The organism is Micromonospora sp. NPDC048835 (genome assembly GCF_040649995.1).
In the GTDB taxonomy this organism is placed as follows: domain Bacteria; phylum Actinomycetota; class Actinomycetes; order Mycobacteriales; family Micromonosporaceae; genus Micromonospora.
Map to the genome: position 1 here is coordinate 399,181 of NZ_JBEZGM010000001.1, position 16,696 is coordinate 415,876.

At 69.5% G+C, this 16,696-nt stretch carries 15 protein-coding genes; 6 read left to right on the top strand and 9 right to left on the bottom strand.

Annotation, left to right across the window (positions count from 1 at the left end):
* Nucleotide 1 precedes the first annotated feature (1 nt).
* From AB0C15_RS01675 to AB0C15_RS01700, 6 genes are all read right to left on the bottom strand, one after another.
* Entirely contained in the window at nucleotides 2-2,011 is a 2,010-nt protein-coding gene (locus AB0C15_RS01675; RefSeq protein ID WP_357347577.1) for a hypothetical protein, read from the bottom strand.
* A 403-nt stretch (nucleotides 2,012-2,414) separates the two neighbouring features.
* The gene (locus AB0C15_RS01680; protein ID WP_357347578.1) at nucleotides 2,415-3,164 is read right to left on the bottom strand and encodes an SDR family oxidoreductase; all 750 of its coding nucleotides are present in this window, start codon (nucleotides 3,162-3,164) and stop codon (nucleotides 2,415-2,417) included.
* Between the two features lie 359 nt (nucleotides 3,165-3,523).
* Complete coding sequence (locus AB0C15_RS01685; RefSeq protein ID WP_357347579.1) at nucleotides 3,524-3,733, bottom strand: thiamine pyrophosphate-dependent enzyme; 210 nt, start codon at nucleotides 3,731-3,733, stop codon at nucleotides 3,524-3,526.
* 364 nt (nucleotides 3,734-4,097) lie between these two features.
* Entirely contained in the window at nucleotides 4,098-5,333 is a 1,236-nt protein-coding gene (locus tag AB0C15_RS01690; RefSeq protein WP_357347580.1) for a hypothetical protein, read from the bottom strand.
* A gap of 183 nt (nucleotides 5,334-5,516) precedes the next feature.
* Nucleotides 5,517-6,545 (bottom strand): hypothetical protein, encoded by a 1,029-nt coding sequence (locus AB0C15_RS01695; RefSeq protein ID WP_357347582.1) that lies wholly within the window; start codon nucleotides 6,543-6,545, stop codon nucleotides 5,517-5,519.
* 220 nt (nucleotides 6,546-6,765) lie between these two features.
* Nucleotides 6,766-7,761 carry a DUF418 domain-containing protein gene (locus AB0C15_RS01700; protein ID WP_357347584.1) on the bottom strand — a complete coding sequence of 332 codons (996 nt, stop codon included), beginning with the start codon at nucleotides 7,759-7,761 and terminating at the stop codon, nucleotides 6,766-6,768.
* Nucleotides 7,762-7,907: 146 nt separating this feature from the next.
* On the opposite strand from AB0C15_RS01700, the gene AB0C15_RS01705 reads away from it, so the two are divergent.
* From AB0C15_RS01705 to AB0C15_RS01720, 4 genes are all read left to right on the top strand, one after another.
* Nucleotides 7,908-9,065, top strand: coding sequence for a histidine kinase (locus AB0C15_RS01705; protein ID WP_357347586.1), 1,158 nt, complete (start codon nucleotides 7,908-7,910; stop codon nucleotides 9,063-9,065).
* A complete protein-coding gene (locus AB0C15_RS01710; protein ID WP_357347588.1) occupies nucleotides 9,062-9,700 on the top strand; it encodes a response regulator transcription factor in 639 nt (212 codons plus the stop codon). The genes AB0C15_RS01705 and AB0C15_RS01710 overlap by 4 nt, the downstream gene beginning before the upstream one ends.
* A 74-nt stretch (nucleotides 9,701-9,774) precedes the next feature.
* The gene (locus AB0C15_RS01715; protein ID WP_357347590.1) at nucleotides 9,775-10,332 is read left to right on the top strand and encodes a hypothetical protein; all 558 of its coding nucleotides are present in this window, start codon (nucleotides 9,775-9,777) and stop codon (nucleotides 10,330-10,332) included.
* 140 nt (nucleotides 10,333-10,472) lie between these two features.
* Nucleotides 10,473-11,000, top strand: a complete 528-nt coding sequence (locus tag AB0C15_RS01720) for a hypothetical protein (RefSeq protein WP_357347592.1) — start codon at nucleotides 10,473-10,475, stop codon at nucleotides 10,998-11,000.
* A gap of 17 nt (nucleotides 11,001-11,017) precedes the next feature.
* Here the strand turns inward: AB0C15_RS01720 and AB0C15_RS01725 are convergent, their stop codons facing one another.
* Genes AB0C15_RS01725 through AB0C15_RS01735 form a run of 3 tightly spaced genes read right to left on the bottom strand, consistent with a single transcriptional unit; the run spans nucleotide 11,018 to nucleotide 14,090 of the window.
* Nucleotides 11,018-12,220, bottom strand: a complete 1,203-nt coding sequence (locus tag AB0C15_RS01725) for an ABC transporter permease (RefSeq protein WP_357347594.1) — start codon at nucleotides 12,218-12,220, stop codon at nucleotides 11,018-11,020.
* Complete coding sequence (locus AB0C15_RS01730) at nucleotides 12,217-12,900, bottom strand: ABC transporter ATP-binding protein (protein ID WP_357347596.1); 684 nt, start codon at nucleotides 12,898-12,900, stop codon at nucleotides 12,217-12,219. Before AB0C15_RS01730 ends, AB0C15_RS01725 begins: the two co-directional genes overlap by 4 nt.
* Nucleotides 12,897-14,090 carry an efflux RND transporter periplasmic adaptor subunit gene (locus AB0C15_RS01735; RefSeq protein WP_357347598.1) on the bottom strand — a complete coding sequence of 398 codons (1,194 nt, stop codon included), beginning with the start codon at nucleotides 14,088-14,090 and terminating at the stop codon, nucleotides 12,897-12,899. Before AB0C15_RS01735 ends, AB0C15_RS01730 begins: the two co-directional genes overlap by 4 nt.
* 97 nt (nucleotides 14,091-14,187) lie before the next feature.
* Here AB0C15_RS01735 and AB0C15_RS01740 point away from each other — a divergent pair, with 97 nt between their 5' ends.
* A complete protein-coding gene (locus AB0C15_RS01740; protein ID WP_357347600.1) occupies nucleotides 14,188-14,877 on the top strand; it encodes a response regulator transcription factor in 690 nt (229 codons plus the stop codon).
* On the top strand, nucleotides 14,877-16,676 hold the full coding sequence (locus AB0C15_RS01745; RefSeq protein ID WP_357347602.1) for a HAMP domain-containing sensor histidine kinase: 1,800 nt from the start codon (nucleotides 14,877-14,879) through the stop codon (nucleotides 16,674-16,676). Before AB0C15_RS01740 ends, AB0C15_RS01745 begins: the two co-directional genes overlap by 1 nt.
* The last annotated feature ends 20 nt before the right edge of the window (nucleotides 16,677-16,696 follow it).

A 16,696-nucleotide genomic window follows, 5' to 3' on the forward strand; every position in this document is an offset into this window, starting at 1 on the left:
ATCAGAACTGGATGCTGACGAGGCGGCGCCGGCCGCCGGTCATGGTCACCTTCGCGACGACGGAGCTGCGGATGGTGGAGCTGAAGCCGAGGCCGGAAAGCTGATCTGTGGACGGCTCGCACCTGGTGCGGTCGCCGAGAACCTCGAACACCTTGCGGTGCGGTTGCAGGTCGCCACGGAGGAACTCGTTGTAGATCCCCCGCGTCGGCTGGTCGTTGACGCACCCCTTGAGGATGAAGAAGTAGTGCCGGTTACCGACCTCGTTGTCGTCGAAGTAGTTCGGCGAGTACATGATGGTGGACACCGGCACGAACTGTTCGGTGGTGATGCCCCACAGCTCCTTGCTCGCACTGCCCGACTGCACGTCCCTACCCGGTCGGAAAGCGGTGATCACCCCGCCGGCAACCGTCATCCGGCCCACCTCGACGGTCTCCTTGTGGCCGACCGCGCGCTCGTGGCGGTAATGCTCGATCTTCCCGTTGCTCTCGGTCTCGATCACGAAGCCGACCTGGTTGCTGTCCCGCTTGCGGTACTGGTTCACCTCGATCCGGTACTCGCCGTCGGGGACCCGGTCGGTCCAGGTGACGTTCTCCACCGGCTCGCGGGAGAGCGGCGCGCTGGCGTTCATGTCGACGTCCAGCTTGTTGCGCTTTTCCTGGTACCAGATGTGGTCCCCGTTGGGCTCGTACACGTGCAGGTCCAGGTCGTCGTGGTTGAACCAGGACAGGCTCACCCGCAGCTTGCCGGTGACGTTGCCGCCGGCCCGCTTGACCCTCTCCCTGATCGAGTCGGTGACGTTGCCGCCGTACGACCAGCCGAAGTCGTTGTCCCACTTGAACAACCGCGGAGCATCCGGGCTCTGGCCGGTGGTGAGGCTGACGAGGTGCGGCTCGCGGGTGTTGGCGACCCACAGGTCGATGGTGGCGGCGCCGGGCAGGATGTCCTTCATGAAGGAGATCACGGGAATCTCCTCCGGCTTGGCGTCGCGAAGGAGCGCACCTGGCGACCGGGTGGTGGCCGCCTGCATGAGCAGCCCCTCGATACCGTCCTTCATCTGCGCCTGGGCGTCGTTGTCGACCCACAGCACGTTGGTGACCGACACGTCGGAGAGCCGGGCGAACCGTCGCTGCAACGACTCCTCGATGCCAAGCTCGGCAATGGTCCGCATGGCGGCCGTGACCATGCCCGGCGTGATCAACGCCGTGGGGCGCTGGTAGTTCTGCGGCGCCACCTTCGCCTCGAACGACCGGACCGCCTGCTCCAGGTCGACGCCCGCGGAGAGATCCTGGACGAGGGTGCCGATCACCGTGTTGCGGAACCGGGCCGCCGGGTTCATGGCGTTGGCGAAGACGAAGGCACGCCGGTCGGTCGCCTGGGTCCACCGGTTCCGCAGCGAGCGGAACTCGGTCACCGCCCGGCGATGCTCCGCGCCGCGGTAGAGGGCGTTGTTGTCGACGAGGTCGACGACGGTGTCCAGCGCGGGCCCGGTCAGCTCGGCCAGACCACGCTGGAACACCTGTACCGCGGCGTGGAAGTCGCCCTGGGCCGCGCCGACGTTCTCGGTGCGATGCCGCTGCTCCACCCGCCCGTGCAGGTGCTGCCACACCTCGACCTGCCCGTCGCGCAACGTTCGGGTGGTCTTCGTTCCGTACCGCTCCTGACCGGAACGGAAGATGGTGGACAGCGGCAGCGAGAGGACGAACTCGTCCAGAGCGGCGGCGACGACGGAGAAGACCGGGTCGGATGCCGACACCCCGGACCAGACGGTACGGACCCGCCCGTCGTGAATCTCGACGACGGTGCCGAAGTGCTTGATGAAGCCGCGACAGGTCGAGCAGTCGTACTCGGATCGCTCACGGAACCGCGGATTGGTGCCGGCGGGGAAGGAATCGAGGAAGGTGAGCCAGAGTGAGTCCCGGTCGAGACCGTCGCCCACGGTGTACAGCTCACCCTTGGACATCGTGGACAGACGTGACGTCACATCCGTCACGAACTGCTGAAAATCGTCCACCGTTCATCCCCCTTGATCGCCGGAGATCCTACGCAGGCGACGCCGATCGGGAGAACCGCGTTTCCGGCTGTCCGTACGGTCGCAGATGCTGGGACCGTGCCGGTCGCGCATCGCGCCCGGGTCCTCGACGCGGCCATGCCGGACGAGCCGGCAGCGCTGTGGGAGGACGGTCCGGGGGCTACCTGGATGACAAGCGCGCCGAGTTCCTCGTCGGTCAGGATGTCGCGGACGCCGTCCCAAGTCTCGTCACTTACTCCGTGTTCGGTCAGCTTGGTCGGTGGCATACCGCGCCTTGACTGCCTTGGGTGCAGCCGTCCGCAGGTCGAGGCGGGGTTGGCCGTTGTGTGCGTGCGTCGTCACGAGCTCTTCTGGGTGCGGTTCGGTGGTTGGAAGTGGGGCGAAGTCAGGAAGCCTGCGAAGCGGACCAGTCCGCAAAGCTGGTCCGGCCGGTGCGCGCCGCGCCGAGCGGGACCAGCGAGTCGTGCACGATCGGGACGCCGAAGTAGTCGGCGCTCACGTCGGCCCTGATGGGGCGCGCGTCTCCCTGCGCAGCCAGGACCGGACCGATGAACCGTGTGAAGGATCCGCGTTCTGGCCCGGCGATCTCGACCACCCCGCCGACTGGGGGAGAGGTGACGACCTGGGCCATCGCGACGGCGACATCTGCCGCAGCGATCGGCTGCAGGTCGGCGGTCGGCAGCACGATCTGGTCGTCCTGGGCCATACCGGCCGCCATGGCGCTGAGGTTCTCGAAGAACTGCGTGGACCGGACGGTCGTGAACGGGATGCCGGAGGCGGCGACGAGTTGTTCCTGGGCGGCCTTGGCGTTGAGATAGCCCGGGTACGCGAGCCGGTCGACGCCGACGATCGAGAGCACCACGTGGTGCCGGACCCCGGCCTCACGCGCGGCGTCGAGCAAGGTGCGCGTGGAGGTGGTGAAGAAGTTCATCACCTCCTCCGGCTCGAAGACCACCCGATTTGTCACGTCGACGACGGCTTCTGCGCCCTTGAGGGCGTCTCGTACGCCGTGGCCGGTGATGGTGTCGAAGCCGGTCTGGAGTGCTGCGGGCACGGCGTCGTGACCCTGGCCCCGTAGCAGCGCGACAACTTTCGATCCGATCAGTCCGGTTCCCCCGGCGACGACGATGCGCACGACTTTCCGCCTTTCATTGGGATATCTCTGTCCGCGATCATACCCGGATAAATGCTATCCGAGTAACGCGGGGGCGATCCTGAGGTTGTGGGGGTGCGAGCGCCGCGCGAGCATCTGGCTGGTTCCGCGGGGCGACATGAGTCATCGTGCGTGTCCGCCGCGATGAGCGGCCGCGATGGGGCCAGCGGTGCCACTCGGGTACCGCCGGGCCTCCTGCCCGCCGCGACTGCGGCCCTCGTCGATCACTGCCACTTGCTGGTGGCGCTGGTTCGCTCGATCTTTCACCAGATGTTCTGGCGTGGTGCAGCAGCTCCTGCCCGCTTGTTTCGCGCCAGTACCAACCCTGGCTCGGCCGGTGCTCAGGCGGCAGGTGGGACGACGGCCTGGATGAGGTGTGGGCCTGGTTCGGCGAGGGCGTTGGACAGTTGTTCGGTGAGTTCCTCCGCGGTCGTGGCGCCGGTGGCGGGCACGCCGAAGGACTCCGCCAGGCGCACGAAGTCGATCGCGGGACTGGTCAGGCCGAACTGCGGTGACGTCACGTCGACCACGGCGGTCCGCGGTCTGATCACGGCCTCATGATTGTGCGTACCTGGCTCAGGCAAGACCATGAGCTGGTCCCGGGAGTCGAGATCTTCCGGAGCGACCGCCGGTTCGCGATGGAGGCTTACTCGGCAAGTAACGGCCAGCTGCTGCTGCGCAGCAATCCAGTCGACGACGAGCACGAGACGACGATCGACCTGCTGTTCAAGCCGGTGGCGGCCCTCAAGATCCGAGACGGCTATGCGGGACTCGTCATCAGGTGCGCGACACGATGTAGGAAGAGTGCCGGCCCGTCGCGGCGTACTGGGGCCTACGTTCGCGGCGTTTGGGCGGTGAGAACGTCGCAGTGGTGTGCGGGCGGCGTCAGGCAGCACGCCGCCCGCACAAGTTCTGTCAGGTGCCGGCGACCACGACGACGGCGCCCGTCGCCGCCTCGATGCGGTGGATCGGGTCGAACTCGGCGTAGCTGCTACGGTCGGAACAGGTGACGCTGCCCTCGGCGACGAGGTCGTTCGTTGCTGAGGTGGCGGTGTTCCACCTCGTCACCGGCCCGCCCGAGTCGCCGCCGAGCACGGGGCCGTCCTGCGCGTGTCCGGTGACGGTGTCGACCTCCACCACCGGGGAGCCGGTGCATCCGGTGTTGCCGGTGTCGGTGACCCTGCCGTACACCAGGCCGCCGTTGGATCCGGAGATGTAGACGGCGGAGCCGATGGCGGGCCACCCGGTCAGCTTCGCCGTGACCGGGTTGGCCGTCGACGTGTCGCGCTCACCGAACCAGGAGAACCGGCTGAAGTAGGCCCCGTTCTCGCCGGCGACCATGGAGACGTCCGTGCCCAGGGTCAGGTAGTTCGAGCTGACGCGGAGGTTCCAGCCGCCGTTGTGCCAGAAGGTGGTGCCATTGGCACCGCAGTGCCCCGCGGTCGTCACCCAGTTGCTGTTCGTGCCCCCGCGAGTCATCCGGAAGCCGGTCGTGCAGTACGCGTTCACGGTACGCGGGTTGTCTCCGGCGGCGGTGACGTTGTAGTTGAACATCGCCAACCCGCCGTAGTACGGGCTGGTGTCCACCCGGCGGCTGGCGGGCGTGATCCCGGCCTGCGAGACCGACACCCGGGGAGTCACGCCGGTGGCCTTGACGGCGGCGGCGACGAGTGCGTCCGCGTCCCCGGAAGCGTGGATGACGACCTCCCCGGCCAGGCGGTCCAGCTTCACACGGTCGACGCTGGCCGCGTGGGAGCCAGCCCAGGAGCGGCTGTTCGCCAGCCGCTCGGCTGCGGCTTCCAGCCGCTTGATCGGTACCGCGGTGGTCTCGAACCGGACCGGGACCTCTCCCGCCTGCCGCGAGCGGGAGCCCACCGTGGAGCGAAGCCGGGCACCTTCGGCGTTCTGTACCTGGCGGACGACCAGTTGACCGGTCACCTCGTCGAAGTAGGTGCCGCCCGCGCCCTCGGGGTGCGCGGCGGCAGCGGCTTCCAGTCGGTGGAACTGCGCGGTCATCGCCTCGACGTCGACTGCCGCGGCAAAGCCGGGTTGCGGGGCCCGCCCGGCCGAAGATTCCTTCGCCTGACCGGTGGACGGTGTGACCGCGATCGTGGTGACTAGGCAGCAGAGCAACACCATGCTTTTACGCATGGAGCCTCCTTAGTGGATGGTGCCCGGATGGTGCGGTGATCGTATAGTCCCGATCGCGGCGGCGACGTCCTACGCATTGATAAACGACATGGTGGGACTTGTTTCATACGTCCAGACACGGAACGGGTCCAGGAGCCCTCACGAGGGGGCTCCTGGACCGCTGTCCGACGAGCGTGCGACCCGTCAGAAAATGTTCATGGCGATGCCGTTCGTGAGTGACGTGGTGCTCTGCACGCCGTCGATCTTGATCGGGTTGCCGGAGACGTGCTGCACGAAGATCCGCATGATGAAGTTACGGGTGCCGCAGGTCGGGTCGACCGGGATGCCGGACAGGGCGAAGTTCGCGACGTAGTGGTGCGCGTCGTCGCGGATCGTCTTGCGGGACGTCGCCGTGCTCGTCGTGCGACAGGTGTGCGCCGTGGTGTCCAACTGGATCATCTCGAAGCGCACATCCACCACAGCGTTCGTGCCGCGCGGCATTTCGTAGGCGTCGATGCTGCTGCTGCACGAGGCGGTACCCGTGTAGCAGGTGGTGAGTTCGAGATTGGCCAGCGCCTGGACGCTTGTGGCGTTGCTGTGGGCGTTCCACTTGTACACGGGCGTGCCGTCGTTGTAGAACACCCAGGCCGTGGAGGTGCCCGCGCCGACGTAGGTGCAGGTGCTGGACGTCCCGGTGCTGTTGCAGGTGGGGTTCTGCCACCAGCGTGCGCCCACCTGGTTGGTGTCGCTCACCTCGAGCCAGGTGTTGGTGGCGACGGCGGTCAGATGGTAGTCGGTGAGCGAGCTGGAGGCCGTGTATCCGTAGAGGCCGCAGGTGTAGGTGCCGGCCGACGGCGCGGTGAACAGCAGGTCGGCGTAGATCGGTAGATGCCCAGGCGTGGCGTAGTACGTGGTGTCCGAGCCCTCGTGGTTGCGCGATGACGTCGAGGTGGTGCCGACCACGGCGCCGCCCGCGTCCACGCACTTGAGCGTGTTGTTCATTGCGACGACCTGTGTGACGCTGCTCGTCGCCTCGAGACGGCCCCGAACGTGCCTCGACTCACCGGCCGAGAGCGTGACCGTTCGGCTCAGCAGGCGCTCCTCGACTCTCGAGTAGAAGTTGTTCCCGCCTGTCAGCGTCACCCTCGTAACCGGCCCCGCATCCGCCTGCGCGGCCTGCGCGGAGCCCGTGATGATCAGCAGCGCCACGAGCATGCTGAATGCTTTCCGCACGAATCGACTCCTTCGGAGTTGAGCAGAGGCGCCGGGGGAGGGCGCCGCGTCGGCCGCTGTCCCGGCCATGCCCCGAATCGGACCGAAGTTCGAGGTGAGTGAATGTTAATGCCGGACGATGCCCCCATGGCGCTGCTCGATGGTCAGCAGCCTCGCGAGGGGCGGACGGTGTCCACGTCGACCCGCATCCGCAGGAGGTGCCGCGACCGGCAGATGAGCATCAGGCGCGGCGGATCGGCATCCACTGCCACCAGGTGAGGCACCGCCAGAGCCATTCGAGTGGGCCGTAACGGAAGGAGCGCAGCCAGAGCAGGCTGAAGATCGCCTGTACGACCCCGATCGCCAGGCCCAGTGCGACCACGGCACCGTACGAGGACCGAGAGCCGATGTCGAGCAACGCATCACCGGCCACGATCAGGAACGACGCGGCGATGTAGTTGGTGAGCGCCACCCGACCGAGCGGCGACAGCAACGCGCCGAGCGGGCGTCGCAGGGCGGTTCGCATCAGCAGCAGGAAGCCGACGGTGAAGAGGAACGCGAAGGCGAGACCGGCCGGCAGGATGCGGTAGTTGGCGGTCGGTCCGACTCCAGCGCGGAACTGCAACCAGCCCAGCACCGCGGCGACCGGCACCGCGACGGCGAGGGCGAGGGCGAGTTGCCGGCCTCGCGACGGCAGCGTGTCCGGGATGCCGTACTCCGCGATCGCCAGGCCGAGCAGGAAGACGCCCGGGATGATGAAGACGCCGTTGAACGTGAGCGCGGCGGCGAGGGTCAACACGATGCCCAGCCCGAGCGCCCAACGGCGGGACAGGTACGACGCCGGCAGGAGCACGACCAGGCCGAACGCGGCGTAGAACTTCAACACCTCGCCGGGCTGGATCAGGGTGTGCAGCGCGCCGAAGAGACCCAGCCAGAGCAGCCGACGCAGCAGCACCAGCCGGGGGCGGTCCGTGCGCCGAGCCGCCGTCCGCAGGAAGAGCGAGAAGCTGATCCCGAAGAGCAGCGAGAAGATCGGAAACGGTCGCTGCACGAAGAGCAGCTCCCAGACGTACGCGCCGACGTGCTCGTCGGCCGGTCCGGAAACCCGGGTCAGGTGCGTCATCTGGACGATGTTGAACATGACGATGCCGAGGAGCGCGAGCCCGCGCAGTGCGTCAAGTTCGTCGATGCGGCGGCTCCCGGCCGGTTGCGCCGCAGGATCGGTGGAGTGTGCCATCCGGCAATGCCACCGCATTCGTACCCGGTCGGGGCAGACCCGGAGGTCGCCTCCGTGACCTACCTTCGTCGCGGCCCCCGGTCCCTTCGTCGCTACTCTCGCCGCTCGCCGCGCCGATGCGGGCCAGCCCGACTAACCTGCAACGCATGAGCGCGGTGGACCGCCGGAGGGTGCCGCCACTCGCCGTCGACGTGCTGATCGTCGTCGTCGCGGCGGCGGCCGGCGTGGCCCGTGAGGTCGCCTTCCCGAGCGCCGGGTCGAGGCATCTCCCGGCCCCCGTCTGGTTCTACGCGGCGGTGCAGGTCGGCGCGGCGGCCACCCTGCTGCTGCGCCGGCGCCGGCCGTACCCCATGGCCCTGGTCATCGCCGGCGTCAGCCTGCTGGTGCCGGCGTCGGCGGTCTTCCTCGCGCCGTACGCGGTGATCGTCTACGGTCGCGACCGTCGGCGGTCCTGGATGGTGATCGCGACGCTCGCGGTGTGCTGGCTGCTCGGCGCGCGGCTCTGGACGGTCGACGACCCGTTCAGCGGGCCCGGAGTGCTGGCCATCTCGGCCCTGCTCGGCCTCTACGTGAGCGCCCGCCGCCGGCTCGTCGCGGAGCTGATCGACCGCGCCGAACGCGCCGAGCAGGAGCGGCTGCTCCTTGCCGAGCAGGCCCGTAGCGACGAGCGGCTCCGGATCGCCGGCGAGATGCACGACGTGGTGACCCACCGGATCAACCTCATGGTGCTGCACGCCGGGGCGCTCGGCACCAGCACCACGGATCCCGCCGTTCGCAGCGCCGCCGAGGAACTGCGGACGACGGGCTGCCAGGCGCTGGCCGAGCTGCGCGACCTGGTCGGCGTGCTGCGGCACGGCGACCCACCGACGACCCGCGTCGCAGCGCAGGACCCGGCCGCGGAGGGCGACCTGCACGATCTCGTGACCGACTCGCGCGCGGTCGGTCTGCCGGTCCGCCTCGACGAGGAGGGAGACCCGTCGGCGCTGGCACCGGCCATGCGGCGCACGCTCTTCCGGGTGGTGCAGGAATCGCTGACGAACGTGCACAAGCACGCGCCGGGCTCGCAGGTGACCGTGTCGATCCGCTACCAGCCGGATCTGGTTCACGCGACGGTGACCAACGGCCGGCCCGAGCGCGCCCCCGACCCGGACCTCGCCGCCGCGGGTGGGGGCTCCGGCCTGGCCGGCCTGCGGAGTCGGGTCGACGTGCTGGGCGGCACCCTGGCCGCGTCGGCCACCCCGGAGGGCGGTTTCGCGGTGCGGGCCACCCTGCCCGGGTACGTGCCGACGGCCGTGCCGCGATGATCCGGATCCTGCTCGTCGACGACGAACGGATGGTCTGCGCCTACCTGCGGACGATCCTCGAAGCAGCCCCGGACGTCGAGGTCGTCGGGGAGGCGTACGACGGGGCGGAGGCCGTGGAGGCGGTGACCCGGCACCGGCCCGACCTGGTCCTGATGGACCTGCGGATGCCGGGCGTCGACGGGCTCACCGCCATCGAGCACCTCACCCGGTCCTCGGCGCCGCCGAGGATCGTCGCACTGACCACCTTCGACCTCGACGAGTACGTGCTGCGGGCGATGCGGGCGGGTGCCGTCGGTTTCCTGCTCAAGTCGACGGCGCCGGAGGATCTCGTCACCCTGGCACGGGCCGCCGCCGCCGGGCACACGGTGCTGTCCCCGACCGCGACCCAGCGGCTGGTGGCGAGCCGGCACGACGGCGAACGGGTCCGCGAACTGGTGGCCACGCTCACCGCCCGGGAGGTCGAGGTCCTCGGTTGTCTCGGCGCCGGCCGCTCCAACCAGCAGATCGCCCGACAACTGCGCCTCTCCGAGGCGACGGTCAAGGGGTACGTCTCCCGACTGTTGGAGAAGCTCGGCTGCGACAACCGCACCCAGGCGGGCCTGCTGGCGCACCGCGGCGGCATCCCGGCGAACTGAGATCGCCCGGCTCGGCAGGCCCTGCTGGCGAGTAGCAGGTGGACGCGGCATGGTTCGGCACCACAGACTGAGTCGTGACCTCTCGGAACATCCCGCTGCCGCTGGGCGAACCCGGTTGGCTGTTCCCCGCCCTGGCGGACCGGGGGGAACGCGACGCCGTTCGACAGCTTCTGCGATCCGCCGACGAGACCCTGTTCCGGGTTGGGCAGCGGCTGGGCGCACGACCCGACGCCCAACTCTGGGGCGTCACCCTGAACCGCCTCCACTATCAACGGCTCGGGCCGGAACCGGAGTTCTCGGTCACGATACTTGTGGGCGAAGGGGGAGCGGATGACATCTGGGTCGACGTGCTGTGTGCCCCGGCGGGCAGCGCGCCCTACCACCGCCCCGGACCACCATGGCAGGTGCACACGACGATCTCCCTCAGCTGTGACTCCGACCCGATCGGTTGCGGCGTCCACCAGATCGACGCCCGGACCAGCCCGCCGGTCGAGACCCCGCTCGGCGCCGCCACCGAGGTGCACGCCGCAACCGAGTGGCTGCTACGACGACTCGCCGACGAGAGCGAGGGCTCCCTTCGACAACACGACCCGAACAGTGGTCACCCACCCGCACCCCGACGCCACGACTGACCGACCGCGGTAACTCCGCCGGCCGGTTCCGCGCTGGCCGGTCTTCCTCACAGCTTCCTGACAACTCTTCGTGATCCTTGCTGCACGCCCACGCTCAGCAAGGAGAAACAGTGACGGTGAGATCTGCCCGGCTTGGATCGATGGCGGCTGTCGCGGTGATCGGCCTGGTTGGTTGCTCGGACGGGAAGACCGAGGCGCCACCGCCTCAGGTGGCGACCCGCGTCGAGCCCTCGACCTCCGCGGCCGCGTCCCCGTCGGCGGCTGCCAAGGAACGCCCCCGGCAGCGCCTCGATGACACCGAAGCGGACTATCAGGCGCTCCTTCAGCCGTACCGGACGTGCATGAAGGCCCAGGGCGTCACCAACGAGAAGGAGATGTCGGGATTCGCGAGCGGTCCGGACGTCCCGAAGAAGCAGCGCGAGGCGCAGGAAGCCTGCACGAGCTACTGGCCGTTGCCACCGTGGGAGCTGGACCCGGCGAACCCGGAAGCCAGAGACTTCACCCGCGAGGTGGTGAAGTGCCTGAAGGGCAAGGGGGTCAAGGACGTCGCGGCCGCTGCGGACGGGGTCGGTGTCGTCGCGGGCGGCTCGGGCAACGACGCCGGTTCCATCTCGATGACGGGCGACCTGCTGGACGACTGCCAGCGTTCGGTCGCTGCGGGTAGATAGTGGTGTCGAGGCGCTGGTCACGCGGTGGCCAGCGCCTCGGTCGGGGTCAGCCGGGCGGCGCGCATCGACGGGTACACACCGGCGAGGACGCCCACCAGGACCGCGCCGGCGAGGCCGGCCACCGTCGAGGTCAGTGGGACGACCACCGGCCACCCGTGGTACGCGGCATAGCCGGCGGCGGCGAGCACGCCCAGGGCGGTGCCGACGATGCCGCCCAGGGTGGCCAGTGCCACCGATTCGGTGAGGAACTGGCCGCGGATCTGGCTGCGGGTTGCCCCCAGTGCCCGACGTAGGCCGATCTCCGAGCGCCGTTCCAGTACCGAGACGACCATGGTGTTGGCCACGCCGATCCCACCAACCAGTAGTGCCACCGCGGCCAGGCCGAGGAACAGCGCCGAAAAGGCGTTCTCGGTGGCCCTTTTCGCAGCGAGCGCGTCTGACGGGCGACTGACCTGCACCTGTCCGGGTTGCTCGGGGTAGATCGTTTGCGGCAGGACGGCCCGTACCGCCTCCACCGACGCCTCCCAGGACTGGACGTAGAGGACGGTGGGGTGACCGTCGAAGTTCAGGTGTTCCCCGGCGGCGCTCCAGCCGACCAGCACCGACCTGTCGATGTCGGGCAGCAGCGGGGTGGCGGCGAGGATGCCGATCACGGTGAACCAGGTTCGGCCGATCAGTACCTGCGGACCCGGCCCACTGCGGGGCACATCGCCGATGCCGAGCCGGGTGGCCGCCACCGAGCCGAGCACGACGGTCGGGAACCGCTCGGTGGTCGCGGTCAGCCAGTGCCCGATGTGGACCCGGGCGTTGATGGCGGGTAGGAGGTCGAGGCGGGCGGCGAGGACGGTCAGCCCGGAGCCATCCTGCGGATCGGTGCGGTCGGAGCGGCGTACCAGTGTGTGGGTGTTGGCGACCGCGCTCACCCGGGTGACCGGGCCGATCCGGGCCACCATGCCCACCGACTCCTTCGGCAGCAGCACCGGCGGGTCCTGATTCGGCGTTCCCACGGCCTGCAGGGTGTTCGTGCCCAGGGCGGAGAGTTCCCGCATCAGGGCCGCCTGGCTGGAGGCGGGGATGGCGGTGACGACGATCATCGTGGCGATACCGATGGAGATGCCCAGGGCCGACAGTGCCGCCCGCGTCTTTCGGGTACGCAAACCGAGCAGGCCCAGCCCGAGCAGGTCCAGGGGCGTCAGACGGACTGTGTCCTCGCGCGTCATGGGCGTTCTCTCAAGGCCGTGTCGCTGACGAGACGGCCGTCGCGGATCTCGATCGTGCGGGGTAACCCGTCCGCGATGTCCCGGTCGTGGGTGATGATCGCGATGGTGGTGCCCTCCTCGTGCAGACGGTGCAGCAGGTTCAGCACGGCGTGACCGTTGTGGCTGTCCAGGGCCCCGGTCGGCTCGTCCGCGAGGACCAGTGCCGGCTCGTTGACCAGGGCGCGGGCGATCGCCACCCGCTGGCGTTCGCCGCCGGACAGTTGGTGAGGCAGGTGGCCGACCCGGTGTGCGAGGCCGACCCGGGCGAGCGCCTGCAGGGCGAGTGGGCGTCGGCGGCGGCGCGGCACGCCGGCGTAGAGCAGGCCGGTGGCGACGTTCTCCGCGGCGCTGAGCCCGTCGGTGAGGTGGAACTGCTGGAAGACGAAACCCACCATGCGGGCGCGCAGCGCGGACAGCCGCCGGTCGCAGAGACGCGAGACATCCATACCGGCTATCTCGACCGTCCCGTTTGTCGGCCGGTCCAGCGTGCCCATGATGTTCAACAGCGTCGACTTGCCGGAACCGGACGGCCCGACGATGGCCAGCAGCTCGCCAGCCTCGATCTCCAGGCTGACGTCGTCGAGCGCGGTCACCTGACCGGGGTAGACCATGCTTGCGTGCCGTACGGCGAGCACCGTCATGAGGTCGTCACCACTGCCGTCCCCTCGGTGAGGCCGCCGCCGGTGACTTCGACCAGACCCATGGCGAACATGCCCGTCTCGACCGCGACCAGACCGCCGCCCGCGACCTGGACGGCGTACCCTCCCTCACTGAGCGCGACAAGGGCGCCGACCGGCACTGCCAGCACGCCCTGACGGGTCTCGCCCACGAAGCCGACCTGCACGTCCGCCGAGTCCAGGTCTGCGACCGTCCTCGGATCGTCGACCGTGACCGCGACCGTCAGCTTCGGCGGCGCCCCCTCCGAGGCGCCATCCGCGACCTGCAGCGCGGTGCCGACGGTGGTCACCTTGCCGGCGGTGGTGCCCTGCGGTAGCACGACAGTGACCACATCGCCCTTGTCGATCGTGGCCGCTCGGGCCGCCTCCACCGGTACGGTGACCACCTTCTCGGTCGGGGTGACCGACATCAGCGGTGCCTGGGCAGGGTCACCGACCTGCGCCGCGAGCGAGTCGACCCGGACCGCCCCGGGCTGCACCAGGACGTCGCCGACATCGATGCGGCCGGTGACCGGCAGTCCGCTGTCCTGTTGCCAGCGCCGAACCGCCCTGATCATGGCGGTGGTCAGCACATCCTCGCCGGCACGGACGACGACGCGTCTGGTCTGCGGGCGCCGGGTAGCCGTGGCACCCGGCGCGGTCGACGGCGACGACGGAGGCTCGGGAACCGGTACGGCGGTCGGTGGAGGTTCCGGGTCGGTGACCACAACCGTGGCACCGGTACGTGGTTGCGCACCGATCGGGTAACCCAGCGCCTGGAGGTTGGCGGCCACCGTGCGGACATCACGGCCGACGGTGTTGACCTCACCGAGCGTCCGGAACAGGGGCACCGCGCCGTAGAACAGCGGCACCGCGCGGTCGTTCACGCGGTAGAGCTGCTTACCACGCGTGATCGTCGACCCCGGCGCCGGCAGCCACGTCACGACGCCGCCCTGGGTGCCCTTGAGCGGACGGGCGGTGCCGAAGCCGAGGCTGCCGGGCACCATCTCGGTGCTGGACAGGTCCGTTCTGACGACAGGTGTGGTGTCGACGGCAACCGGTTGGCCGGTCGCCGCCGATGTCACTGCTGGCCGGCCCACCCACGCCACCACCGCAGCGGTCAGCCCGGCGAGCGCGACGAGGCCGGCCAGCAACGCCCGAACTGTCTTCGACATGGCGGCGATGATGGCCGCGCACTATGAGGAACCTGTTAGGCCACGGCCACGATTCGGGCGGCGAGATCCGCACCACCACCGCCCTATAGTCGGCGGCATGTGCGCGTACGTGCTGGTCGCGGAGGACGACGAACGGCAGGCCGAGGTGCTGCGCCGGTATCTACAGGCCGACGGGCACCACACGGTGGTGGTGCACGACGGTCGCACCGCGCTCTACCAGGCCCGTGCCCGGCAACCGGAACTGGTGGTGCTGGACGTCATGATGCCTCGACTCGACGGCCTCGACGTGTGTCGCATCCTGCGCGGCGAATCCGAGGTGCCGATGCTGATGCTGACGGCCCGCTCCAGCGAGGACGACCTCATTCTCGGGCTAGAACTCGGCGCCGACGACTACCTGACCAAGCCCTACAGTCCCCGCGAGCTGACCGCCCGGGTCCGGACCCTGCTGCGCCGCGCGCAGCGCGCCCAGAACCCCACGGCGGTACGCCGGCTGGGCCGCCTCGGCATCGACCCGCAGCGCCACGAGGTGACCGCCGGTGGGGTGCGGGTCGACTGCACACCCGGCGAGTTCGCCATCCTCGCCACCATGGCCGAGCAACCCGACCGGGTCTTCACCCGTGGTCAGCTCCTCGAACACACAAGCGGCCTGGACCGCGACTCGACCGAGCGGACCATCGACGTGCACGTGATGAATCTGCGCCGAAAGATCGAGGCGGATCCACGGCGTCCGGCCCAACTGCTGACCGTCTACGGCATCGGTTACAAGCTGACCAGCGGCCTGGGCTGATGCGCGGCGACCGCGTGCCGCTGCGGCGTAGCTTGATCGTCCGGCTGCTGGCCACCTCGATCCTGGTGGCGGTCAGCGCCACCGTGACCACCGCCTGGCTCGTCGTGCAGTCGACCACCCGGGCGGTCCGGCAGGAACAGGGCCGGTCGCTGTCCGACGACACCAGCGTGTACGACCTGCTGCTCGGCTACGCGGCGACACACACCGACTGGTCCGACGTGGGTCCTGTCGTCGACGAGCGTGCTCGCCGACTCGGCCGCCGGATCACCCTCACCACCGAGGACCGGCAGGTCCTCGCCGACTCCGCCGACGGACCGTCGCTGGGCTCGGCGCGGCCCTCGGCGACGGTCGACCCGTTGCGCCTGGACCTGAAGCTGGCCGGTGGCACACAGCACATCGACCCGCGCGTCGTCGGGCCGTACCTGCTGACCGACGCGGAGCGACAGGAGTTACGCGCCGCGGCAGACCAGCAGGTCTCCTGCCTGAAGAGGGAAGGGATGGCCGCCGAGGTGGTGGAGACGGCGACGGGGCGGCCGATGGTCCGATGGCCCGACGGCGACCCGCGGCGAACACCGCTGTCCTGCGACGCCGGCGGAAAACTCGACGAGCGGACGGTGACCGAGAGTGCGGCGTTCTCCAAACTCGAGGAGATGACTCTGGCCTGCCTGGGCGCCGACGCCCTACAGGCGAAGCTGGCGATCTGGCCGGACTTCACCACGTCGTTCGGTGAGGACGGTAAGCCCGGCAACGTCACCCGCGCCCGGCAGGTCAACGCCTGCGTGCTCAAGTCGCGGCAGACCCAGCTTCAACCGTACGTCGCCCCGCCGGCGCTGCTGTTCGTGACCGATCCCGGCGACGGCACGACAGAGCCGACATTCAACCTGTCCCGGCCCAACATCATCCGCATCGCCACGGTCACCGGCGCTGTCCTGCTGCTGGCGATCCTGGTCACGATCCTGGTCGGGGCCCGCCTGGTCCGCCCACTGCGCACACTCACCGAGGCGGCCCGCCGACCGGTTCAGGACCAGGCTCGTGTGCCGGTCGCCACCAACGACGAGATCGGCTACCTCGCCGCCGCGCTCAACGACCTGGCGCAGCGTCGGGAGCGCACCGAACAGCAACGACGAGCGATGGTCAGCGACGTCGCACACGAGCTACGCACCCCGCTGACGAACCTGCGTAGTTGGCTGGAGGCCGCGCAGGACGGCCTCGCCCCCGCCGACCCGCACCTCCTCGCCCTGCTCCTCGACGAGACCGCGCAGCTGCAACACATCATCGACGACCTGCGTGACCTGGCGTCCGCGGACGCGGACACCCTGCGCATGCACCTCGAGCCGGTCTACCTGAACGACGCCCTCGCGCAGGTTGCCGACGCACACCGCGGATCCGCCGAAGCCGCAGGCGTGCGGCTGGTCGTCGAGACGCGGGGCGACCCGGAGGTGGTCGCCGATCCGGTGCGGCTGCGCCAACTCGTCGGCAACCTGGTGTCCAACGCCGTCCGCCACACTCCCGTCGGCGGAACCGTCACCATCGCCTCCCAGGTCGTCAGGGGCCAGCTCACCGTGGAGGTCGCCGACACCGGCGTCGGCATCGCACCCGACGACCTGCCCAGGATATTCGACCGGTTCTGGCGTGCGGACAGCTCGCGCACCAGAAGCACCGGCGGCAGCGGGCTGGGCCTGGCGATCGCCCGCAAGCTCACCGAGGCGCACGCCGGAACGATCTCGGTCGAGAGCACCCTCGGCATCGGGTCGACCTTCACGGTGCGGATACCTGTCACGCAGTCGCTGACCGTGTGATCGGGGGCCGTGCACGCGCA